Annotated in this window: 21 protein-coding genes; 9 read left to right on the top strand and 12 right to left on the bottom strand. The window is 65.8% G+C overall.

Annotated features, from left to right (window positions below):
* Window positions 1-119: 119 nt before the first annotated feature.
* The 5 genes from AX672_RS11860 to AX672_RS11845 all read right to left on the bottom strand — a co-directional run bounded on the left by AX672_RS11860 (window position 120) and on the right by AX672_RS11845 (window position 4330).
* Window positions 120-875: a SufD family Fe-S cluster assembly protein gene (locus AX672_RS11860; RefSeq protein WP_372587552.1), complete on the bottom strand. Its 756-nt coding sequence runs from the start codon at window positions 873-875 to the stop codon at window positions 120-122.
* Between the two features lie 123 nt (window positions 876-998).
* Window positions 999-1868, bottom strand: a complete 870-nt coding sequence (gene sufC, locus AX672_RS11855; protein WP_066651656.1) for a Fe-S cluster assembly ATPase SufC — start codon at window positions 1866-1868, stop codon at window positions 999-1001.
* A gap of 8 nt (window positions 1869-1876) precedes the next feature.
* A complete protein-coding gene (locus AX672_RS18620; RefSeq protein ID WP_168727455.1) occupies window positions 1877-2245 on the bottom strand; it encodes a hypothetical protein in 369 nt (122 codons plus the stop codon).
* A 178-nt stretch (window positions 2246-2423) separates the two neighbouring features.
* On the bottom strand, window positions 2424-3917 hold the full coding sequence (gene sufB / locus AX672_RS11850; RefSeq protein ID WP_066651654.1) for a Fe-S cluster assembly protein SufB: 1494 nt from the start codon (window positions 3915-3917) through the stop codon (window positions 2424-2426).
* Entirely contained in the window at window positions 3917-4330 is a 414-nt protein-coding gene (locus AX672_RS11845; RefSeq protein ID WP_066651686.1) for an SUF system Fe-S cluster assembly regulator, read from the bottom strand. Before AX672_RS11845 ends, sufB begins: the two co-directional genes overlap by 1 nt.
* Before the next feature lie 205 nt (window positions 4331-4535).
* On the opposite strand from AX672_RS11845, the gene AX672_RS11840 reads away from it, so the two are divergent.
* Genes AX672_RS11840 through AX672_RS11830 form a run of 3 tightly spaced genes read left to right on the top strand, consistent with a single transcriptional unit; the run spans window position 4536 to window position 9135 of the window.
* Entirely contained in the window at window positions 4536-5573 is a 1038-nt protein-coding gene (locus AX672_RS11840) for a quinone-dependent dihydroorotate dehydrogenase (RefSeq protein WP_066651652.1), read from the top strand.
* Between the two features lie 32 nt (window positions 5574-5605).
* Window positions 5606-7303 carry a gamma-glutamyltransferase gene (ggt, locus tag AX672_RS11835; protein ID WP_066651650.1) on the top strand — a complete coding sequence of 566 codons (1698 nt, stop codon included), beginning with the start codon at window positions 5606-5608 and terminating at the stop codon, window positions 7301-7303.
* Window positions 7304-7344: 41 nt separating this feature from the next.
* Window positions 7345-9135 (top strand): AMP-dependent synthetase/ligase, encoded by a 1791-nt coding sequence (locus AX672_RS11830; RefSeq protein WP_066651648.1) that lies wholly within the window; start codon window positions 7345-7347, stop codon window positions 9133-9135.
* Between the two features lie 21 nt (window positions 9136-9156).
* Here AX672_RS11830 and AX672_RS11825 read toward each other — a convergent pair whose 3' ends face one another.
* A complete protein-coding gene (locus tag AX672_RS11825) occupies window positions 9157-9546 on the bottom strand; it encodes a hypothetical protein (RefSeq protein ID WP_066651646.1) in 390 nt (129 codons plus the stop codon).
* Between the two features lie 106 nt (window positions 9547-9652).
* On the opposite strand from AX672_RS11825, the gene AX672_RS11820 reads away from it, so the two are divergent.
* From AX672_RS11820 to AX672_RS11795, 6 genes are all read left to right on the top strand, one after another.
* Window positions 9653-10024: a glycine zipper 2TM domain-containing protein gene (locus AX672_RS11820; RefSeq protein ID WP_066651685.1), complete on the top strand. Its 372-nt coding sequence runs from the start codon at window positions 9653-9655 to the stop codon at window positions 10022-10024.
* 30 nt (window positions 10025-10054) lie between these two features.
* Window positions 10055-10381 (top strand): hypothetical protein, encoded by a 327-nt coding sequence (locus tag AX672_RS11815; protein ID WP_066651644.1) that lies wholly within the window; start codon window positions 10055-10057, stop codon window positions 10379-10381.
* Between the two features lie 177 nt (window positions 10382-10558).
* Entirely contained in the window at window positions 10559-10771 is a 213-nt protein-coding gene (locus AX672_RS11810; protein WP_066651642.1) for a cold-shock protein, read from the top strand.
* Between the two features lie 83 nt (window positions 10772-10854).
* On the top strand, window positions 10855-11058 hold the full coding sequence (locus tag AX672_RS11805) for a hypothetical protein (RefSeq protein WP_066651640.1): 204 nt from the start codon (window positions 10855-10857) through the stop codon (window positions 11056-11058).
* A gap of 59 nt (window positions 11059-11117) precedes the next feature.
* Window positions 11118-13016, top strand: coding sequence for a S9 family peptidase (locus AX672_RS11800; RefSeq protein WP_066651684.1), 1899 nt, complete (start codon window positions 11118-11120; stop codon window positions 13014-13016).
* Window positions 13017-13022: 6 nt separating this feature from the next.
* Window positions 13023-13634: an SOS response-associated peptidase family protein gene (locus AX672_RS11795; protein ID WP_066651634.1), complete on the top strand. Its 612-nt coding sequence runs from the start codon at window positions 13023-13025 to the stop codon at window positions 13632-13634.
* Window positions 13635-13638: 4 nt separating this feature from the next.
* On the opposite strand, the gene AX672_RS11790 is transcribed toward AX672_RS11795, so the two are convergent.
* The 6 genes from AX672_RS11790 to AX672_RS11765 all read right to left on the bottom strand — a co-directional run bounded on the left by AX672_RS11790 (window position 13639) and on the right by AX672_RS11765 (window position 20630).
* Entirely contained in the window at window positions 13639-14661 is a 1023-nt protein-coding gene (locus AX672_RS11790) for a cell wall hydrolase (protein ID WP_066651632.1), read from the bottom strand.
* A 137-nt stretch (window positions 14662-14798) separates the two neighbouring features.
* On the bottom strand, window positions 14799-17651 hold the full coding sequence (locus AX672_RS11785) for a M16 family metallopeptidase (protein ID WP_066651630.1): 2853 nt from the start codon (window positions 17649-17651) through the stop codon (window positions 14799-14801).
* Between the two features lie 86 nt (window positions 17652-17737).
* Complete coding sequence (locus AX672_RS11780) at window positions 17738-17938, bottom strand: hypothetical protein (protein WP_066651682.1); 201 nt, start codon at window positions 17936-17938, stop codon at window positions 17738-17740.
* 21 nt (window positions 17939-17959) lie between these two features.
* Window positions 17960-19093 (bottom strand): tRNA guanosine(34) transglycosylase Tgt, encoded by a 1134-nt coding sequence (gene tgt, locus AX672_RS11775; protein WP_066651625.1) that lies wholly within the window; start codon window positions 19091-19093, stop codon window positions 17960-17962.
* The gene (locus AX672_RS11770) at window positions 19084-19998 is read right to left on the bottom strand and encodes a cation diffusion facilitator family transporter (protein ID WP_066651624.1); all 915 of its coding nucleotides are present in this window, start codon (window positions 19996-19998) and stop codon (window positions 19084-19086) included. The genes tgt and AX672_RS11770 overlap by 10 nt, the downstream gene beginning before the upstream one ends.
* Window positions 19999-20003: 5 nt before the next feature.
* Complete coding sequence (locus AX672_RS11765) at window positions 20004-20630, bottom strand: HAD hydrolase-like protein (protein WP_231731310.1); 627 nt, start codon at window positions 20628-20630, stop codon at window positions 20004-20006.
* Between the last annotated feature and the right edge of the window lie 59 nt (window positions 20631-20689).

Genomic DNA, 20689 nt, shown 5'->3' with positions numbered 1-20689 from the left:
ACCACTAACGTCACCCTGAACTTGTTTCAGGGTCCAACCCTCCACCGACGGTGCGCTCGCCGGTGGCGCAGTGGATGCTGAAACAAGTTCAGCATGACGGTTGCGGGGATTCGTCGCGCTCACAACATCCGCTCCAGTGCCGCACTCGCCGCCGCCTCGATCGCTTCGCGCGCGTCCGCATCGGCAACGCCGTCAAACACATCGGCGATGAAGCCGCGCAGCAGCAGTGCCTTGGCCTCGGCGGGCGCGATGCCGCGGCTCATCAGGTAGAACAACGCATTTGCATCGAGTTCACCAACGGTGGCGCCATGCGCGCACTTGACGTCATCGGCGTAGATTTCGAGCTCGGGCTTCGCGTTCGCCGTCGCGGTGCGCGCGAGCAGCATCGCCTTCACCGACTGCGACGCGTCGGTCTTCTGCGCGTGGGGTGCGACCGCGACCTTGCCGAGATAGGATCCCGTCGCCTGCCCGCCGAGCACCGACCGCACGACCTGGTTGCTGGTCGCGTGCGGTTCGATATGGCGCATCGTCGTGACGATCTCGAGCGTCTGCTCGGCCCCGCCGAGCATCGCGCCGCCAAGCTCGAAATGCGCGCCTTCGTGGAGCGTGACGTCGATCGTCACCCGCCCCAGCCGCCCGCCGGTGTTGAGGATGTGGAACGTCGCCCGCGCGCCTGCGCCGAGCACCACGGCATAATCATGGATCGCCACCGCATCGCGCGCGGCATCCTGCACGATGACGCGCGCGATTTCCTCGCCCGCGGCGACCTCGATCCGCTCGGGCGCGGGGACAGGCCACACCGAGGCTACAGCGTCGAGATCGCTATAGCGCCAGGACTCGTCGCGGCGCGTGGGAAGGGCGAGCGCGTCAGCCACGCCGCACTCCGTCACCCTGAACTTGTTTCAGGGTCCATCGCGCAACCAATCGCGTGCGCGCCTTGGGCACCATGGATGCTGAACCAAGTTCAGCATGACGGCAGCAGATGAGCGTCGGTGCGCTCACGCCACCACCCCCGCATAGCCCTCGGCCTCAAGCTCAAGAGCCAGTTCCGGCCCGCCGGTCTTCACGATCCGGCCATCGGCCAGCACATGCACGACATCGGGCCGGACATAATCGAGCAGCCGCTGGTAATGCGTGATCAGGATCACTGCCTTGTCGGGCGCGCGCATGATCCGGTTGATGCCATCGCCCACCGCGCGCAACGCATCGATGTCGAGCCCGCTGTCGGTCTCGTCGAGGATCGCGAGGCGCGGCGCGATGATGCCCATCTGCACCATCTCGTTGCGCTTCTTCTCGCCGCCCGAAAAGCCGACATTCACCGGCCGCTTGAGCATCTCATAATCCATGCCGAGCCCGGCGGCCTGCGCCTTGGCGAGCTTCAGGAACTCGCCGCCCGACAGCGGTGCTTCGTCGCGGCCCTTACGCTGGGCGTTGAGCGCCTCGCGCAGGAACTGGACGTTCGAGACGCCGGGGATTTCGACCGGGTATTGGAAGCCGAGGAACAGGCCGGCCGCGGCGCGCTCATGCGGATCGAGGGCGAGGAGGTCGAACCAGTCGCCATCTTCAATCCCCCTCCCGCTTGCGGGAGGGGTTAGGGGTGGGGAGGCGCGATCCTCAAGCGAGCCGTCCGATGTCGCCGAAAGCCCACCCCCAGCCCCTCCCGCAAGCGCGAGGGGAGCTAAGAATTCGACGGACCCCGAAGTCACCTCATACCCCGGCCGCCCGCCGAGCACATAGCCGAGCGTCGACTTGCCCGCGCCGTTCGGCCCCATGATCGCATGCACCTCGCCCGCATTCACGCTGAGCGAGAGGCCCTTGAGGATTTCCTTGCCGTCGATTTCGGCGTGGAGGTTAGTGATTTTGAGCATGTTCAACCTTAGCAAACCAATTTCTTGGGATATCGATAATCTTCAATCACATATCCCGTGCCATTATTTCGAGTGATGTAAGTAATGAGGCAACCTGGGCTATCGAGTACCATTGCAGGCGTAGAAGTTGTTTGAACGACGGTCATATTTCCGAACGAAGATGCCACCGCTTGTCCGCGTGCAGGCGTGACGATTGTTCCCCCTCCCCACCGGAACTGGTACGCTCGCCGACCATCCGGGAACTCGAACACATTCTCGGGCTTGCCGTAGCTAATGAGCGCATCCTCAATCGGCTTACCGACATAACGCTTCATTTCCGTCGAAACACAGCCTCCAAGGCTGAACGACACAAGTGCGACGACGTAGGCAATTTTCATGCGCCCCTCCCCCTGCGTCTGGCCACCTTTGGACTCAGCCCTCGGACCGCCTCGATCCTGCCGTCACCCTGAACTAGTTTCAGGGTCCAACCCTCAGCGGGCGATGACGCAGCTTGCGGCGCCATCGATGCTGAAACGAGTTCAGCATGACGGTTGGGGTGAACGGAGACGGCGGCGATCATCCAACCGACCCCTCAAGGCTAATCCCCAGCAGCTTTTGCGCTTCCACCGCAAATTCCATCGGCAGTTGTTGCAGCACTTCCTTGGCGAACCCGTTCACGATCAGCGCCACAGCCGCCTCCTGATCCAGCCCGCGCTGCATAGCGTAGAACAACTGGTCATCGGAAATCTTCGACGTCGTCGCCTCATGCTCGATCTGCGCGCTCGGGTTGCGGACTTCGATATAGGGCACGGTGTGCGCGCCGCATTGGTCGCCGAGCAGCAGCGAATCGCACTGGGTGAAGTTGCGCACGCCCTCTGCGGTCGGCGATACGCGCACCAGCCCGCGATAGGTGTTGTCGCTGCGCCCAGCCGAAATCCCCTTCGACACGATCGTCGAGCGGGTATTCTTGCCGAGGTGGATCATCTTGGTGCCGGTGTCGGCCTGCTGGCGGTTGTTCGTCACGGCGACCGAATAAAATTCGCCGACCGAGCCATCGCCCGCGAGCACGCAGCTCGGGTATTTCCAGGTGATCGCGCTGCCGGTCTCGACCTGCGTCCAGCTGACCTTGCTGTTCCTGCCCTGGCACAACGCCCGCTTGGTGACGAAGTTATAGATGCCGCCCAGGCCATTCTCGTCGCCGGGATACCAGTTCTGCACGGTCGAATATTTGATCTCGGCATCGTCGAGCGCGACCAGTTCGACGACGGCGGCGTGGAGCTGATTCTCGTCGCGCATCGGCGCGGTGCAGCCTTCGAGGTAGCTGACATAGGCGCCCTTGTCGGCGACGATCAACGTGCGCTCGAACTGGCCGGTATTTTCGGCATTGATGCGGAAATAGGTGCTCAGCTCCATCGGGCAGCGCACGCCTTCCGGAATGTAGACGAACGTCCCGTCGCTGAAGACCGCGCAGTTGAGCGCCGCGAAATAGTTATCGTGCATGGGGACGACTTTCCCCAGCCACTTCTTCACCAGCTCGGGATATTCCTTGATCGCCTCGCTGATGCTGCGGAAGATGACGCCTGCCGCCTCCAGCTCCTTGCGGAAAGTCGTCGCGACCGAGACCGAGTCGAACACCGCGTCCACCGCGACACGGCGCTGCGGCAGGCCGCCCTCGCCTTCGCCGGGCGCGCTTTCGACGCCTGCCAGCAATTTCTGCTCGGCGATCGGGATGCCGAGCTTTTCGTAGACGCGCAGGATTTCGGGATCGACCTCGTCGAGCGAGCCAAGCTTGGGCTTGGCCTTGGGCTCGGCGTAATAATAGGCGTCCTGATAATCGATCGGATCGATCTGCAGCTTGGCCCAGTCGGGCGTCTCCATCGTCAGCCAGTGGCGATAGGCCTTCAGCCGCCAGTCGAGCATCCACTCCGGCTCGCCCTTCTTGGCGGAAATGAAGCGGACGGTTTCCTCGCTCAGCCCCTTGGGGGCGAATTCCTGCTCGATGTCCGAGCTGAAACCCCATTCATACTTCTTGTTGGCGGCGGCGATCGCCTCGGCGTTCTTGGTGGCCATTATGCGATTTCCCTCGACAAACTCGCCAGCGATACGCCCGCTAGCGCCCCGCGCACCGCGCCGTTGACGGCGTTCCAGTGCGGCTTCACCCGGCAATTCTCCTCGATCAGGCAATCGTGGCGGCCTTGATCGACGCAGGTCGTCAGCGCGATCGGGCCTTCGACGGCTTCGATGATGTCGGCAAGGCTGATGCTCGCAGGCGGACGCGACAGACGGAACCCGCCGCCGGTGCCACGGGCGCTTTCGATCAGCCCCGCGCCCGACAAGCGGCTGACAAGCTTCTGCACCGTCGGCAGCGGAATGCCGGTCTCGTCGGCGAGCAGCGTCGCGTTCAGCCGCCCGCTGACGCCACAATGGCGCGCGGCTGCGCTCATCATTACGACGGCATAATCGGCGAAGCTGGACAGGCGCATGATTTCCAATCGGACAAATTCGATCTGATTGCCAAATGGGCCTTTGCAGCGTTCGCGTCAACCGGCCCGAAGGGCCATATCCCCTTCTTCTTTGCGTTCTTCGCGTTCTTCGCGTGAAAAGAAAATTGGTTCACGCGAAGGACGCAAAGAGCGCGAAGGGCGCGAAGAGTTGCTCCCCCGCTTAGGCCCTGCCAAAGCCGATGCGATGTTTTCGCTCTTGCGCCCTGCCCTGTTCGCCCTTGATGCCGAGCGTGCGCATGGGCTGACGATTGAGGGGCTTGCGGCCTGGGCGAAGCTCGGGGCGCCGTTCTCGGCCCCGGTCCCGGACCCCATTTTGCACACGCGCGTCGCCGGGATCGACTTCGCTTCACCGCTCGGGTTGGCCGCTGGAGTCGACAAGAATGCGCAGGCGATCGACGGCTGGTTCGCGCTGGGCTTCGGCAGTGTCGAAGTGGGCACGCTCACGCCACTGGCGCAGCCCGGCAACCCGAAACCGCGCATCTTTCGCCTCGTCGAGGATGAAGCCGTCATCAACCGGCTCGGTTTCAACAATGGCGGCATCGACGCTGCCCTGCCCCGCGCAAAGGCCGCCAAGCGCAAAGGCGTGCTCGGCATCAATGTCGGCGCCAACAAGGACGCCGCCGACCGCATCGCCGATTATCGCACCGGCGTCACCAAAGCCGCGCCGATCGCCGATTACATCACGATCAACATCAGTTCGCCCAACACGCCGGGCCTGCGCGATCTGCAGCACGGCGCCGAACTCGCCGAACTGCTCGCCGCCTGTAGCGAGGCGCGGGGCGCGACGCCGCTGTTCCTGAAGATCGCGCCCGACCTCGACCGCGCGGGCATCGACCACATCGCCCGCGCCGCGATCGACGCCGGAGTCGATGCACTGATCGTCAGCAACACCACGATCAGCCGCCCACCGCTGCGCTCGGCCAATGCCGGCGAAACCGGCGGCCTGTCGGGCGCCCCGCTCGCCGCGCTTGCCCGCGCCAAGCTCGCCGAAGCGCGCGCGGCGACCGGCGGCGCCATCCCGCTGATTTCGGTCGGCGGCATCGACAGCGCCGAGGAAGCCTATGCCCGGCTGACCAGCGGCGCGGCGCTGGTGCAGCTCTATTCCGCGCTCGTCTATCGTGGCCCCGGCTTGCCGCGCGCAATCAACACGGGGCTCGCCGCGCTGCTCAAACGTGATGGCTTCGGGAGCATCGCTGAAGCGCGCGCTGCCAAAGCGCTTTGACGCTACGGCAAATCTGGCTAGGGTCTGCGGCCATGAAACTATCGACACTCGCGCTTGCCGCGCTGCTGCTCGCTCCCGCCCCGGCGCTCGCCCATCCGGCCAAGCCGAAACCGGCCGCACCGGCGCGCGGCGTCGTCTCCGCCGCCGATCCGCGCGCAGCCGAAGCCGGTCGCGAAATCCTGCGCGCGGGCGGCAGCGCCGCTGATGCCGAACTGGCGATGATGCTCGCGCTGACGGTCGTCGAGCCGCAATCGAGCGGCATCGGTGGTGGCGGCTTCTTCGTCTACCAGCCGGCGGGCGGTAAGCTGGTGACGATCGACGGCCGCGAAAAGGCGCCCGCTGCGGCCACGTCCAAGCTCTTCCTCACGCCCGACGGCAAGCCGATGCCGTTCTTTCAGGCGGTGCCCGGCGGCAAGTCGGTCGGCGTGCCGGGCAATATCCGGCTGATGGCGATGGTCCACAAGCGTTTCGGCAAGCTGCCGTGGAAAGCGCTGTTCGCCCCCGCGATCAAGCTGGCGGAAGAGGGCTATACCGTCACCAAGCCGATGGCGGCGGGCATGGGCTATGTCAGCCAGGTCTGGGCCGATTTCCCGGCGATCAGCGCGCAATATACCCGCGACGGCAAGCCGCTGACCGAAGGGGCGCTCGTCAAGAATCCCGAGCTTGCAAAGACGCTGCGGATGATCGCCGACAAGGGGCCGGACGCCTTTTACACCGGCCCGATCGCGCAATCGATCGTGACCGCGGCAACCACCGCCAAGCGCAACCCGAGCGACATGACGCTTGCCGATCTTGCTGCCTATCAGGCGAAGGAACGCCCGCCGATCTGCGGCAGCTATCGCGGCTACAAGATTTGCGGGATGGGCCCGCCGTCGTCGGGCGCGGTCACGGTGCTCCAGATTCTCGGCATGCTCGAACGCTTCGACATGAAGAAGCTGGGCGCCAGCAATCCGGTGTCGTGGCATCTGATCGGCGAAGCGATGCTGCTCGCCTATGCCGACCGCGAGAAGTATCTCGCCGACAGCGATTTCGTGTCGATCCCGCTGAAGGGCATGACCGACAAGGCCTATCTGAAGTCACGGTCGATGCTGCTTTCGCCCGACAAGGCGCTCGGTACTTATGAGGCCGGCACGCCGCCCGGCGCCGAGCCGCGCACGGCGGCGCTCTCCGGCGAAGTCGCCGGCACCACCCATTTCGTCGCGGTCGACCGCACGGGCAATGTCGGCACGATGACCTCGACGGTCGAAGGGCCATTCGGTAGCCAGATCCTGAGCGGCGGCTTCGTGCTTAACAACGAGCTCACCGACTTCACCTTCGCGCCTGAAAGGAACGGCGCGCCGGTCGCCAACCGCGTCGAAGGCGGCAAGCGCCCGCTGTCGTCGATGTCGCCAACGATCGTCTATGACGCCAAGGGTCGCCCGATCTTCACGGTCGGCGCGGCGGGTGGCAAGACGATCATCATGCAGGTTGCCAAGGCACTGATCGCGCATCTCGACTGGGAGATGAATGCACGCGATTCGATCGGCCACGGGCTGGTCTATTTCACCGGTACGACGCTGATCCTCGAGCAGGGGACGGCGCTCGAGCCGATGAAGCCCGCGATCGAGGCACTTGGCCACAAGGTATCGGTTGGCAAGCTGGGGCTGAAGGCCAATGCCGCCGAACGCACACCGAAGGGTTGGGTCGGTGCTGCCGATCCACGCAGCGTGGGTGTTGCACTGACCGAATAACCGCGGACTGCCAACGGGCAGCCGCGCTTGCTGGAGAGACGATGCGCAAGCTCGAACATTTTCCCAACCTCGTCACCATGTTCTTCACGCGTGCGCGGCAGGGCGGCGACAAGCCGTTCCTGTGGGCCAAGAACGGCGGGGCATGGCAATCGATCAGCTGGCGCGAAGCCGCCGAGCAGGTGGCGGCGCTGTCCGCCGCGCTGAAGGCAATCGGCCTCAATCCCGGCGACCGCGTCATGCTGGTGTCCGAAAACCGCCCCGAATGGTGCATCAGCGACCTCGCGATCATGGCGGCGGGGTGCATCACCGTCCCGACCTACACCACCAATACCGAACGCGATCACGCGCATATTCTGGAAAACAGTGGCGCGCGCGCGGTGATCGTGTCGAACGCGAAGCTCGCCAAGACGCTGCTCCCCGCCGTGCTGCGATCGTCGCAGGCGCGGATCGTGATCGGGCTGGAGGATCTGCGCGTCGGCCAGTCGGGCGCCGTTGCCTATCACGGCTGGCACCAGTTGATCGCCGACCATCCCTCGGGCATCGACGCCGCCGAGGCCGCCGCCACGTTCAACCGGGCCGACCCGGCCTGCATCATCTACACCAGCGGCACCGGCGGCGCCCCGCGCGGCGTGGTGCAGCACCACGGCGCGATCCTGCACAACGTCAACGGCTGCTGCACCGTCATCAGCGAGGATTTCGGCTGGGCGGACGAAGTTTTCCTGTCGTTCCTGCCGCTGTCCCACGCTTATGAGCATACTGGCGGCCAGCATTTCCCGATCGGGCTCGGCGCGCAGATCTACTACGCCGAGGGGCTCGACAAGCTTGCCTCCAATATCGAGGAGACGCGCCCGACGATCATGGTCGTGGTGCCGCGCCTGTTCGAAGTGCTGCGCCAGCGCATCGTCAAGCAGGTCGAGAAGCAGGGCAAGCTCGCGACCTTCATGATGAACCAGGCGGTCGGCATCGGCGGGCGCAAGGCGGCGGGCAAGCGCGGGGTGCTCGACGGCGTGATCGATGCCGCGCTCGGCGCGACCTTCAAGCCGCGGATCGGCAAGCGCTTCGGCGGACGGATCAAGGCGATGGTGTCGGGCGGCGCGCCGCTCAATCCCGAAATCGGCATCTTCTTCGATTCGCTCGGCATCACGTTTCTGCAGGGCTATGGCCAGACCGAAGCCGCGCCGGTCATCTCGTGCAATCGCCCTTCGGTCGGCCTGAAGCACGACACCGTCGGCCCGCCGCTGGTCGACACCGAAGTCCGCATTGCCGAGGATGGCGAGATTCTGGTGCGCGGCGAGCTCGTGATGCACGGCTATTGGCGCAACGAGGAAGAGACGCGCCGCGTGCTCAAGGACGGCTGGCTCCACACCGGCGACATCGGCGAGATCGACGCCAAGGGCCGCATCAAGATCACCGATCGCAAGAAGGACCTGATCATCAACGACAAGGGCGACAATGTCGCCCCGCAGAAGGTGGAGGGGATGCTGACTCTCCAGCCCGAAATCCTGCAGGCGATGATCGCGGGCGACCGCAAGCCGTACATGGTCGCGGTGCTGGTGCCCGATCCCGAATGGACGCAGGAGTTTTGCGCGAAGACCGGCACTAGCTGCGACTTCGCCAAGCTTGCTGATAACCCCGATTATCGCGCGGCGCTGGGCGCGGCGGTCGAACGCGTCAACAAGGACCTGTCGGTGATCGAGCGCGTGCGTCGCTTCGTCATCGCCGATGCGCCCTTTGCGATCGAGAATGAGCAGCTCACGCCGTCGCTGAAGATCCGCCGGCATGTGCTGAAGCAAGTGTACGGGCCAAGGCTCGACGCGCTCTACAAGGCCTAGGCTTGCGACGCGGCGACTCCGCTATTTCAGATTCTGGATGATGCCCGAAGAAGTCTCGCTCGCCTTCTTCATCAGGTTGGACAGCGTCGACATCATCTTCGACATGCGGTCCATCGCCATCTGCAGCCGCAGCGATTCCGTCTCGCCCATCTCGCTCATCGAATCGAGTTCCGCCTTGGTGTCGGCAACGGCGCGGTCGATTTCGTCGCGGCTCGGCGCGCCCGCCGCTGGGGCGTAGCTGGCGCGAAGCGTCTCGGCGCGGGCGAGCAGGGCGCGGGCATCGGCGGCCAACCGGTCGCGCCGCCGCACAATCGCGATCTGCGCGACTCTTGCATCGCTCGGGCGCAGCGCGCGCACGGTCGGTCCGGCGACCTGCAGCGGCATCAGCAAGGCAAGCATGGCAGCAACCATCGGCGCGCTCCTTCGGGCCGATCATAGCACGCCGCCGCCTTCCCCGCTGCAACCATTCGCGCGCCTCGCGCATTGAGCGGGCACAATCCAGGTTAGGAGAATGGCAATGCGCTCGATCACTTTGGGTCTTGCGGCCGCAACGACGCTGTTGGCGGGCTGCGTGTCCGACGGCGACGGCTATTACGGCGGCCGTCCCTATTACGCCGACCAATATTACCGCGACGGGCCGAGCTATCAGGAACGGCGCCTCGGGCGCGGTGACCGCATCTATCGCGGGCGCGACGATCGCTATTACTGCCGCCGCAACGACGGCACGACCGGGCTGATCGTCGGCGGCGTCGGCGGTGGCGTCCTCGGCAACATCATTGCCCCGGGCGGATCGAAGACGCTCGGCACAATCCTTGGCGCAGCGGGCGGTGCGCTGATCGGTAACGCGGTCGAAAAGGACCAGAACCGCGGCGAAATCCGCTGCCGCTGAAGCATAGCTTCCCCCCATCAGGAGACAGCAATGACGATCACCAAGACAGCGGTTGCCGCAGCGCTGGCGCTCGGCACGATTCCGACGATGGCCGACGCCCAAGTCTGGCAGCCGATCGGCGAGCGCAAGGTCAATCTGTCGCAGCGGATCGATCAGGGCATCCGTTCGGGCGCGCTCAATCGTGCCGAGGCGCGACGGCTGACGGTGCAGCTCGATGATCTGGTCCGGCTCGAACGGCGCTACCGGATGACGCGCCCCGGCCTCACCCGCGCCGAGCGAGTCGACCTCGACCGGCGCTACGACAATCTCAGCCGCCGCGTACGAGTGCAGAAGAACGACTATCAGGTTCGTCGCTGAACGATCATGCGCCGGGGCCAGCCTTGCCAAAGCTGCCCCGGCGCCCCATATGACCAACCGCTACAGTCGCAAATCGACGGTTCCTGGCGCTTTGCGGCACCTCTTTCCTTCTTTCCCTGCTGCCGAGGCACCGGGCGTGTCGGCATTCGGCACGCTCCCGAACAGAAGGAACAGATTATGTCGATCCAAGGTACCGTCAAATTCTTCAACGCCGACAAGGGCTATGGCTTCATCGCGCCCGATGGCGGCGGCAATGACGCATTCGTGCACATCACGGCCGTCGAACGCGCCGGCATGGCGACGCTGAACCAGAACCAGCGCGTGTCCTACGAACTCGAAGCCGATCGCCGTGGCAAGCAAGCCGCGGTCAATCTTCAGGCGGTCGACTGAACCCCTAATCGGGCCCCCGCGTGCCGTCCGCGCGCGGGGGCTCTTTCTCCCGGATCCCTCCCGCCACGAAAGGCCCGTCGCCGATGGCCGATGATCCCAAATTCTATCGCGCGCGCGCCGCGGCTGAACATGCCGCAGCCGAGGCTGCGACGCTCGACAATGTCCGCAATCGCGCCGAGCGCGCCGAACGCGCCTGGATCCAGATGGCCGAGCGCGCCGAAAATGTCCGCGCCCAGCGCGACGAGCGCGAGGCCGCAGCCGCGGCCCAGCGGATAGCCGCCGAATAGCTTGCCGCTGCGACAGGCTGTGCTATCGACCGGTCAAAATGACCGGAGAGCCGATGCCCATGCGCCTGATTATCGCCGCCATTCTTGCAACCACCGCCGTCCCCGCGCTTGCGGCGCCGGTCAATTATGGCGGTCTCGCTATTGCGCCCGTTGGCAATCGCATCGCCACCGTGGAGACCAGCGGCGGCAAGGCGAAGATCGTTATCCGCACGCTCAAGACCGGCGAAGTGGTATCGACGTTCGATCCGTGCGCAACGTGCAGCTATTCGGGACTGACCTTTGCCGCTGACGGCACGCTCGCCTTCCTCGCGCGCGACCGCAGCAAGGGTGAGATCACGCTCGACATTGTCGAAGGCGGCACGGTGCGCGCGGTCGCAACCGTCCGGGGCATTGCCCAGACGCCGCGCTTCTCCCCCGACGGCAAGCGCATCGCGCTGCTGGTAACGATCGGTGCCGCCAAGGAAGCTGGTGCCGCGCAGGCTGGCGTGCGCCAGGTCGGCGAAATCGGCGAGAAGAACGATGCGCAGCAACTCGCCGTGTTCGACCGGACCGCGACACTTGGCCCCGATGCGGTCAAGCCGCTGTCGCCGGCGGGTCGCTATGTCTATGAATATGACTGGACGCCCGATGGCAGCGGCTTTGTCGTCACCTCGGCGCTCGGCAATGGCGACGCCAATTGGTGGGTGGCGACGCTCGACCATATCGATGCGGCGACCGGCGCGGTGCGCATGATCGCCAAGCCGACCACGCAGCTCAACTTCCCCCGCGTTTCGCCCGACGGCAAGTCGGTGGCCTTCATCGGCGGGCTGATGAGCGACTTCGGCTCGGTCGGTGGTGACGTCTTCACCGTGCCGCTCGCCGGGGGCACGCCGGTCAACATCACCGAGGGCGCCAAGGCGACCGCAACCGCGATCGACTGGACCAAGGGTGGCCTGCGCGCGACGTTGCTGCGTGGCGACATGGCCGAAATCGTTGCCGTGACCGACAAGGGCTATGGCGCGGCGATGTTTGCGCGGCCCGCGAGCTTTGCGGCCGGAGACGGCCGCGCCGCCTTCAGCGACGACGGCAAGTTTGTCGCGACCGTCGTGCAGGACTGGACGCATGCGCCCGCGATCTTTGCCGGCCCCGCCACCGCGCCCCGACAGATCACGCACGACAATGATGCGGCACCTCCCGTCGTTACGGCGCGCAGCGTGACCTGGACCAACGAGGGTTTCACCTCGCAAGGCTGGCTGCTCGCGCCGGTGGGCGCCGATCCGGCCAAGAAGGCGCCGATGATCACGATCGTCCACGGCGGTCCGGCGGCTGCCAGCGTGCCCAATTTCGTCGAGCGCGGCGGCGCGGCGGAACTGATCCGCGCGGGCTTCTATGTCTTCCTGCCCAATCCGCGCGGCAGCTATGGTCAGGGCGAAGCGTTCACCGCGGCCAACCGGCGCGACTTCGGCGGCGGCGATCTGCGCGACATCCTCGCGGGGATCGATGCGGTCGAAAAGGTGGCGCCGATCGACGACGCTCGGCTGGGGCTAACCGGCGGCAGCTATGGCGGCTTCATGTCGATGTGGGCGAACACCCAGACCAATCGCTTCAAGGCGATCGTGGCGGGCGCCGGGCTGTCGAACTGGGTCAGCTATTATGGCACCAACGGCATCGATCAGTGGATGCTGCCCTATTTCGGCAAGACGCTGTACGAAGATTATGAGGCATACGAAAAGCCCTCGGCAATCTACCAAATGAAGAACGCCAAGACGCCGACCTTCATTTACGTCGGCGAGCGCGACATCGAAGTGCCGCCGACCCAGTCGGTCGAATATTGGCATGCGCTGCGCGATCAGGGCGTACCGACGACGCTGGTGATCTATGCCGAGGAAGGCCATGGCATCCGCAGCCCGGCCAATGCCATCGACTTGCAGAAGCGCACGATCGCTTGGTTCGAGAAATATCTGGGGTCCGCGAAGTAACCGCCGATGTGCAACGAAGTCGCGCGCCGGATCGCCCTTGGTCAGCTGCGCGAGGACTGGTCACAGCTCAGGATCCCGCTGCTTTTCCCAGAGGGCGCGCCGAACATGGCGCCGCTCGACAGCGTCCGCATCACCGACCCGACCGTGATCGTGCGGGCGGGCGCCGATGGCGCCGCCGATCTGGTCACCCGGCGCTGGAGCTGGCCAATGGCGAACGGCCGCCCGCTGTACAATTTTCGGAGCGAGGGCCGCCGCTTTACCAACAGCGCCACCGGTGGCCGCTGTCTGGTGCCGGTCGACGGCTTCTATGAATTCACCGCGCCCGAAGATCCCAAGAGCAAGCGCAAGACCAAATGGCTGTTCACGCCCACCCCTGGCGGTCCGCTGGCAGGGGATTATCTGATGATTGCCGGGCTGTGGCATGCCGACTCGCGCGTCGGCCAAGCATTCACCTTGCTGACGTGCGCGCCGGGGCCCGACGTCGCGCCGCTGCACAGCCGTCAGGTCGTGCTGATGCCGCGCACACACTGGGGGGCATGGATCGGCGGCGACGTCCCATCGGCCGAACTGATCGCGCCATCCCCTGCCGGCAGCCTGTCAGTCGCGCGCGTCGGCTAAACGGTCAGCGCAGCGGCTTGCCGCTGTCCTTCCATTTGTCGAGGATCTGGCTGTCGGGCAGATTGTCGGTACGCGCAGGCGTCGGCGCGCGGGCGATGCTGCGATCGACATAGGCAGGCTGGATGGCGCTGGCGGGAGTCGGGGCAGGTAGTGCGGCGGTGCCCGCAGCGGCAATCGCCAGCGCGGGCGTTGCGGGCGCGACCGGCGCGATCCGCGCGTGCGGTCCCGGCACCGGCTCGCCACCACGATAGGGCACGCTGAGCGAGGCGGGCGTGCCCCAATAACCCTGCCAGCGGTGGAAAAAATGCGCGCCGATTACCGCCGTCATCACCATTTGCCGGTTCCAGCGCGGGGTGACGGCATAGGTGTGGTAATGCGTGGCGGTGCCGACCTGCCCCTCGACCGTGCCGGCGAGCATCAGCGCGGCATTGTGCAGCGCGCGCGCCCAGCCGCTGCGCGACGGCACCCGCGCCATCGCGCCGTCGCAAGCGAAGCTGAACTGGCAGCCTGATTTTTCCGACCCCTGATAGACGACGCCGCATATTGTGCCGGGGAAGGCCGGGTGGCGGACCCGGTTGAGAATGACTTGGGCGACCGCGCGCTGGCCCGCATCGGGTTCGCTCGCGGCTTCATAATAGATGGCCGTGGCGAGGCAATTGAGCGCGCGACCGTAATCGCTGCCGCCCGCTCGCGTCATGACGAACGGCCGCGCCGGGTGAATCGTGCCGTCGAGCGTCGGCGACGCGACATAGGTCGACGGGATCGGCAGCGTCGGCAGCGGCGCCGTTCCGGTGGTGCCGCTTGATGGCGCCGCGAGCGCCGCCTCCTCTGCCCCTGGCCGGGTGACGGTTTCGCTGGCATAGATCAGCGCCGCGCCGGGAAAATGGTCGCTCGCCTCGAAACCCTTCGGCTTGGCGGGCACCGCCGCGCGCTGGGCCGCGACGGTGACGACGACGATCGCCGCGCGCGCCGACACCGCCGCCATCGCGACGATCAGCGCGACCAGCAGCAACTGCGCGCGCGACATGCCCGACAATCGATTCACCTGCGCCCGAATCCGATGGTGCGTCAAAGATGTCGCATATCAATCGGCAGGGCTTAGGGAAGGCCTAAGATCAGCGCGTCTATTGCTGGGACGTTTTATGGTTAATGCAACCTTTCGCGTTACTTGAGCGCGCTTGAGTCGAGATTGAGCTTGTCCGCCGGGATCAATTCAAGATCGGGGTAGGTCTTGCGCAGTTCATCGACGAACAGCTTGGCGTCGCCCACCACGACGATGCTGGCCGCCGTCGGGTCGAGCAGCTTCGCCGCCGCTGCTTGTACGGCTGCCGGATCGACTGCCGCGACGCGCTTGGTATAGTCGCCAAGATCGCTGAGCGGCAGATCCTGCACGATATAGCTGCCGACGGTGCCGGCGATCGACCCGGTGGTATCGGTCGCGCGACCGAAATTGCCGACCAGCACGGCCTTGCGCGTATCGAGTTCGGCGGCGCTCACCGGCTCGGCGCCGAGCCGCTTCATTTCGGCCAGGATGATCGCGACCGTCTCAGGCGCCGACGGATTTTTGGTCGAGGTGCGCGCCGTGATCGTGCCGGGTTCGCGGCCCGCCTGCATCCCGCTGCCCGCGCCATAGGCCAGACCGCGCTTGATGCGGATTTCCTGATTGAGCCGCGACGAGAACCCACCACCGAGCACGGTGTTGGCAACAGAAGTCGGGTAATAGAGCGCGTCGCGCCGCGCGATGCCCGGCCGGGCGACAACCACGCCCGCCTGCCCGGCGCCCGGCAGGTCGACCACGATCACGCGCGGCTTGGGATAGGCGGGCGCCGTTCCCTGCGCGATCGGGGCGCTGCTGCTTTGCCAGTCGCCGAACTTGGCCTCCGCCAGTTCCTTCGCGCGGGCGGGGGTGACGTCGCCGACAAGGACCAGCGCCGCCTGTCCCGGCGCCCAGACGCGCGCATAAGCAGCGCGGACATCCGCTGGCGTAATCGCCTTAAGCGAAGTCGCTGTGCCCGACAGCGGATGGGCGTAAGCGGCATTGCCCAGCGCGGCGCGCGCCGCGACCAGTGCGGCGAGTTGGCTGGGGTTCTTGATCGCTACCTGTACGCCGTCGATCGCCTGCGACCGGGCGCGTTCGATCTCGTCGGGCGCGAATACCGGGTTCCGCGCAACATCGGCGAGGATGCCGAGCGCGGGCGTGGCCTGATCAGCCTTCACCGTCACGGCCACGGTCGCCCCGTCAAAGCTGGCATCGCTCGAAATCGAGCCGCCAAGCGATTCGATCTGGCGCGCGATGTCGGTCGCCGATCGCGTTTTGGTGCCCTTGGTCATCAGGTCGGCGGTCAGGCTGGCAAGTCCGGCCCGGTCGGCGGGGTCGATCGCGCCGCCGCCACGGGCGACGAGCAGCGCGGTCAGCAGCGGCAAGTCGTGCTTTTCAACGACAACGACCCGCAGGCCATTCGCCAGCCTGAATTCATTGGTGACGGGCGCGCTGGCGGCGATGGCCGGCCCCGCGGCGGGTACTGCCACGCGCTGAGCGTCGGTTGCGGGCGTCACGATCTCCACCTTGCCCGGCGCGACCAGCGGCTTGACGACGACAGTGTCAGCGATCTCGATCCGGTCATTCACCGGGAATTTGTCGGCTGGATTTTCGGGAAGATAGTGGATCGTCGCGGCGCGGCTATCGCGCAGATATTTGCTGGCGACGCGCTGGACATCGGCAGCTGTCACCTGCGCGAGCGCGGCAAGCTGCTTGTCGGAGGCACGCGGATCGCCGTCGACGATGACGGCAGCGGCGATCGTGCGCGCCTTGCCCTCGGGCGTCTCGCGCGCTTGCAACACATTGGTCAGAATTTCGTTCTTCGCCTCGGCCAGTTCGGCGGCAGTCACCGGCACGTTCCGGACGCGCGCGATTTCACGCAGCAATGCCGCCTCGCCGTCGGCAGCCTTCCTGCCGCTCGCCAATATCGCGAACACTGCGAGATTGCCCGGCCCCTGCTTGCTGTCGAGAAAGGTCTGCGCGACCTGTGCAATCTGGTCGCGGTAAACCAGCGATCGGTACAGGCGCGAGCTCTCACCCTGCGACAAGATTGCGTTGAGCACAGTCAGCGCCGGATTGTCGGGATGATTGTCCGGCGGGATCGGATAGCTGATCATCACTGCCGGCAGCGGGGTGTTCGCTTCCTGCACCACATAATGAGCAGGCTTCGTGCGTTCGGGCTCGACGACGTTCACACGCGGAATCGGCGTGGTCGGGCGCTTGATCGGGCCGAAATACTGATCGACCCAGGCGTCGAGCTGCTTCTCGTCGAAGTTGCCCGACACGACCAGCACCGCATTGTCGGGCCGGTAGTAGGTTGCATGGAAGGCGCGGACATCATCGATCTGCGCACTCTGGAGGTCGTCGAGGCTGCCGATCGTCCCGCGTGCATAGGGGTGGCGCGTGTAGGAAATCGCCGGATAATATTGCGAGAACAGCTTGCCATAGGGCTGCGCATTGGTGTTCTGGCGCAACTCCTCCTTCACCACGTCCCGCTCGGAAGCGAAGCTGGTGGGCTCGACGACCAGGCTCGACATGCGGTCGGCCTCGGCGAACAGCAGTCGCTGCAAGTGGTTGGCCGGGATGTTTTCGTGATATTCGGTGTAATCGTCGTTGGTCGATGCATTATTGTCGCCGCCGACGTCCTCGGTCAGCCGGTCGAACTGTTCGGACACCAGATTGCGCGTCGCCTTGAACATGAGATGTTCGAACATGTGCGCAAAGCCCGAGCGACCCTTGGGGTCGTCCTTCGATCCGACATCGTACCAGACCTGCACCGATACGTTCGGCGTCGAGGTGTCGCGGATCGCATAGACGCGCAGGCCATTGGCAAGCGTGCGCTCAGTGAAAGCGATCGGCTTGATGGGAACCGCTGCGGGTTTCGTGGCAGGCTGAGCAGGGCGCTTGCCGGGGGCCGCTTCGGCAGCAAACGGAACAGCGGCAATGCCCAGCAGAAGGGCGGCACGAACCAGACGCATCAGGCAATCTCCCGGGTCAACGACCGCGCGAAGGTGTCGTAGCTGTATTGCCTGTGTCAATCGCCGATATCGTGCGGCAGGCGCCGTCAGCCCTTCTTGCGACCGCTGTTGGCATAGAGCAGCGCGGCCGCCAGTGCCGCCGAGCCGACGCCCACGCCGATCGCGATTGCCGATACCGGCCAGCTCTTTTCGGCCTTGGCCTTGGTCTCATCGGCAGCGGCGGCAACGCGCTTGGCGGCATGCGCGGCGGCTTCGATCTCGTTCATGTCCTTGGGTTCGTCGCTCATCGGGCGCATCCTCTTTTGCTTCTATCCGCTGGCATAAGCCGTTCTAAACGCATCGGCAAAGCTCTTGAGCCGCCCTTCGGCGATTGCCGCACGCAAATCGGCCATCAGTGCCTGATAGAAATAGAGATTATGCTCGGTCATCAGCATTGCGCCCAGAATCTCGCCGACCCGCACGAGGTGATGGAGATAGGCGCGGCTCCACGTCGCGCAGACCGGGCAGGCGCAGGCGGGATCGAGCGGCCCCTCATCCTCGGCAAAGCGCGCATTGCGGATGTTGATCGGCCCGGCGCGAGTGAAGGCTTGCCCGGTGCGGCCGCTGCGCGTGGGCAGCACGCAATCGAACATGTCGATGCCGCGCTCGACTGCGCCGACGATATCGTCGGGCTTGCCGACCCCCATCAGGTAGCGCGGCTTGTCCGCAGGCAGTTGGCCGGGCGCGAAATCGAGGCAGCCGAACATCGCCTCCTGCCCTTCGCCAACCGCAAGGCCGCCGACCGCATAACCGTCGAAGCCGATGTCGATCAGCGCCTGCGCGGATTCAAGCCGCATCGTCTGATCGAGCGCGCCCTGCTGGATGCCGAAGATCGCGGCACGCGCAGCGTGTTCGCCACCGCCGTCGAAGGCATCGCGCGACCGACGTGCCCAGCGCATCGACCGCAGCATCGCGGCGTGCTGCACCTCGCGGGTCGCGGTCGTCGGAACCAGCTCGTCGAAGGCCATGATGATGTCTGAATCGAGCAGCCGCTGGATCTCGATCGAGCGTTCGGGGCTCAGCGTATGCCGCGACCCGTCGAGATGGCTTTTGAACGTCACGCCATCTTCCGAGCGGGTGGTCAGGTCGGCGAGGCTCATCACCTGATAGCCGCCGCTGTCGGTCAGGATCGGGCGATCCCAGCCCATGAAACCGTGCAGCCCGCCCAGCCGCGCGACGCGCTCGGCACTCGGGCGCAGCATCAGATGATAGGTATTGCCGAGGATGATATCGGCGCCGCCCTTGCGCACGTCCTGCGGCTTCATTGCCTTGACGGTCGCGGCGGTGCCGACGGGCATGAAGGCGGGCGTGCGGATCGTCCCGCGCTGCATCGTGATGCTGCCCGTGCGTGCCTTGCCGTCGGTGGCTGCAATCGTGAAGGCGAACCGCGCGCTCACGCCCATGCACCGTGCAGTTGGCAGGCATCGGCGCCGCCAAGGCCGATCTGGATCGTGCTGTGATCGACGCCGAAATCATGCTCCAGCCGCTCCTCGACCGCGTGCAGGAAAGCGTCACCGGGATGCCCGCCCGGCATCACGAGCCGCACCGTCAGCGCGACTTCGGTGGTGCTGATCGGCCAAATGTGGAGGTCATGGACCCGCTCGACGCCGTCGAGACCGCGCAGCATTATCCCCACGGCGCCTGCATCGACACTGGTCGGCACAGCATCGAGCGCCATCCCGATCGAATCGCGCAGCAGCCCCCAGGTACCCCACAGGATCACCGCCACGACGACAAGGCTGGCGGCGGGATCGATCCACGCCCATCCCGTCAGCAGCACCAGCCCGCCTGCGACGACCACCGCGGCCGACACCGCCGCATCGCTCACCATGTGCAGATACGCCGCGCGGATATTGATGTCGCCGTGCCGCCCGCTCGCGAACAGCCATGCGGTGACGGCGTTGACTGCGATGCCGACCGCCGCGACCGCCATCACCACCCCGCCCGGCACCGGCGGCGGGTCAGCGAAACGGCGCGCAGCTTCCCAGCCAATCCCGCCGCACGCCAGCAGCAGGAACAATGCATTGGCGAGCGCCGCCAGTATCGACGATTTGCGCAGGCCGTAGGTAAAGCGCGGCGAGGCTGGACGACGCGCCAGCGCCGCGCCACCCCACGCAACCGCAAGCCCCAGCACGTCGGACAGATTATGGCCGGCATCCGCCAGCAGCGCGACCGAGCCTGCCAGCAGGCCGCATGTCAGCTCGATCGCGACAAAGCCGAGGTTGAGCGCGACGCCCAGCGCAAAGGCGCGGCCGAAATCGACGACAACGCCGTGGTCGTGTGCGTGATGATGATGGCCGTCGCCCATGCCGGTTAGTCGGCAGGTCCGAGCAGCGCCGCCACGACGTCGTCGGGCGTCTCGAACGTCAGGGCGGGCGACAGCGCGGCGAGTGCATCGCGGCGTGCATAGCCCCATAGCACGGCGGCGGCATCGATCCCGACCTTGCGCGCAGCAGTAATGTCGCGCGTTTCGTCACCGATCGACACGACATCGCCGGCGGCCAGCCGCGCGCGGCGCAGCACCCGGCGATAGCGTGGCGCCTTGCCGAACAGCGATGCGCCGCACTCGATCTGTTCGAAGCGCGCGATATTGTCCGCGCCGAGGATCGCACGCGCATTGTCCTCGGCGTTCGATGTCACCATGGCCAGCCGCACGCCCGCTGCCTGCAATGTCGCCAGCATCGGCTCGACACCGTCGAACAGGCTGATCTTGTCGGTCTCGCCTGCCAGCCTTTTGTGCAGATGGCGGGCGATGATCGGCAGCTTCCAGCGCGGGATGCCGAGGTGACGGATCACTTCGCGCGTCGTGTGGCCGCGCAGCCCCTCAATCTCGTCGGGCGGCACACGGCGAAAGCGGAACCGGTCGGCCAGATCGTCGGCAATGGACAAAAACCAGTCGCCGCTGTCGGCCAGCGTCCCGTCGAAATCGAAGATCGCCATCTTGTAGCGCGGCGTAGCGGGCATCAGGTCGCCGGTCATTGGCGCGGCGGCCGTTGACG

It is taken from the genome of Sphingomonas sp. CCH10-B3, from assembly GCF_001556185.1.
GTDB lineage: Bacteria > Pseudomonadota > Alphaproteobacteria > Sphingomonadales > Sphingomonadaceae > Sphingomonas > Sphingomonas aquatica.
This window is presented reverse-complemented; position numbering and strand designations above follow the sequence as displayed.

Coding starts and splice junctions, on each gene's coding strand:
- sufC (WP_066651656.1), bottom strand. CDS start 1,868: ATGCTCAAAATCACTAACCTCCACGCCGAAATCGACGGCAAGGAAATC.
- AX672_RS18620 (WP_168727455.1), bottom strand. CDS start 2,245: ATGAAAATTGCCTACGTCGTCGCACTTGTGTCGTTCAGCCTTGGAGGC.
- sufB (WP_066651654.1), bottom strand. CDS start 3,917: ATGGCCACCAAGAACGCCGAGGCGATCGCCGCCGCCAACAAGAAGTAT.
- AX672_RS11845 (WP_066651686.1), bottom strand. CDS start 4,330: ATGCGCCTGTCCAGCTTCGCCGATTATGCCGTCGTAATGATGAGCGCA.
- AX672_RS11840 (WP_066651652.1), top strand. CDS start 4,536: ATGTTTTCGCTCTTGCGCCCTGCCCTGTTCGCCCTTGATGCCGAGCGT.
- ggt (WP_066651650.1), top strand. CDS start 5,606: ATGAAACTATCGACACTCGCGCTTGCCGCGCTGCTGCTCGCTCCCGCC.
- AX672_RS11830 (WP_066651648.1), top strand. CDS start 7,345: ATGCGCAAGCTCGAACATTTTCCCAACCTCGTCACCATGTTCTTCACG.
- AX672_RS11825 (WP_066651646.1), bottom strand. CDS start 9,546: ATGGTTGCTGCCATGCTTGCCTTGCTGATGCCGCTGCAGGTCGCCGGA.
- AX672_RS11820 (WP_066651685.1), top strand. CDS start 9,653: ATGCGCTCGATCACTTTGGGTCTTGCGGCCGCAACGACGCTGTTGGCG.
- AX672_RS11815 (WP_066651644.1), top strand. CDS start 10,055: ATGACGATCACCAAGACAGCGGTTGCCGCAGCGCTGGCGCTCGGCACG.
- AX672_RS11810 (WP_066651642.1), top strand. CDS start 10,559: ATGTCGATCCAAGGTACCGTCAAATTCTTCAACGCCGACAAGGGCTAT.
- AX672_RS11805 (WP_066651640.1), top strand. CDS start 10,855: ATGGCCGATGATCCCAAATTCTATCGCGCGCGCGCCGCGGCTGAACAT.
- AX672_RS11800 (WP_066651684.1), top strand. CDS start 11,118: ATGCGCCTGATTATCGCCGCCATTCTTGCAACCACCGCCGTCCCCGCG.
- AX672_RS11795 (WP_066651634.1), top strand. CDS start 13,023: ATGTGCAACGAAGTCGCGCGCCGGATCGCCCTTGGTCAGCTGCGCGAG.
- AX672_RS11790 (WP_066651632.1), bottom strand. CDS start 14,661: ATGTCGCGCGCGCAGTTGCTGCTGGTCGCGCTGATCGTCGCGATGGCG.
- AX672_RS11785 (WP_066651630.1), bottom strand. CDS start 17,651: ATGCGTCTGGTTCGTGCCGCCCTTCTGCTGGGCATTGCCGCTGTTCCG.
- AX672_RS11780 (WP_066651682.1), bottom strand. CDS start 17,938: ATGAGCGACGAACCCAAGGACATGAACGAGATCGAAGCCGCCGCGCAT.
- tgt (WP_066651625.1), bottom strand. CDS start 19,093: ATGGGCGTGAGCGCGCGGTTCGCCTTCACGATTGCAGCCACCGACGGC.
- AX672_RS11770 (WP_066651624.1), bottom strand. CDS start 19,998: ATGGGCGACGGCCATCATCATCACGCACACGACCACGGCGTTGTCGTC.
- AX672_RS11765 (WP_231731310.1), bottom strand. CDS start 20,630: ATGGCGATCTTCGATTTCGACGGGACGCTGGCCGACAGCGGCGACTGG.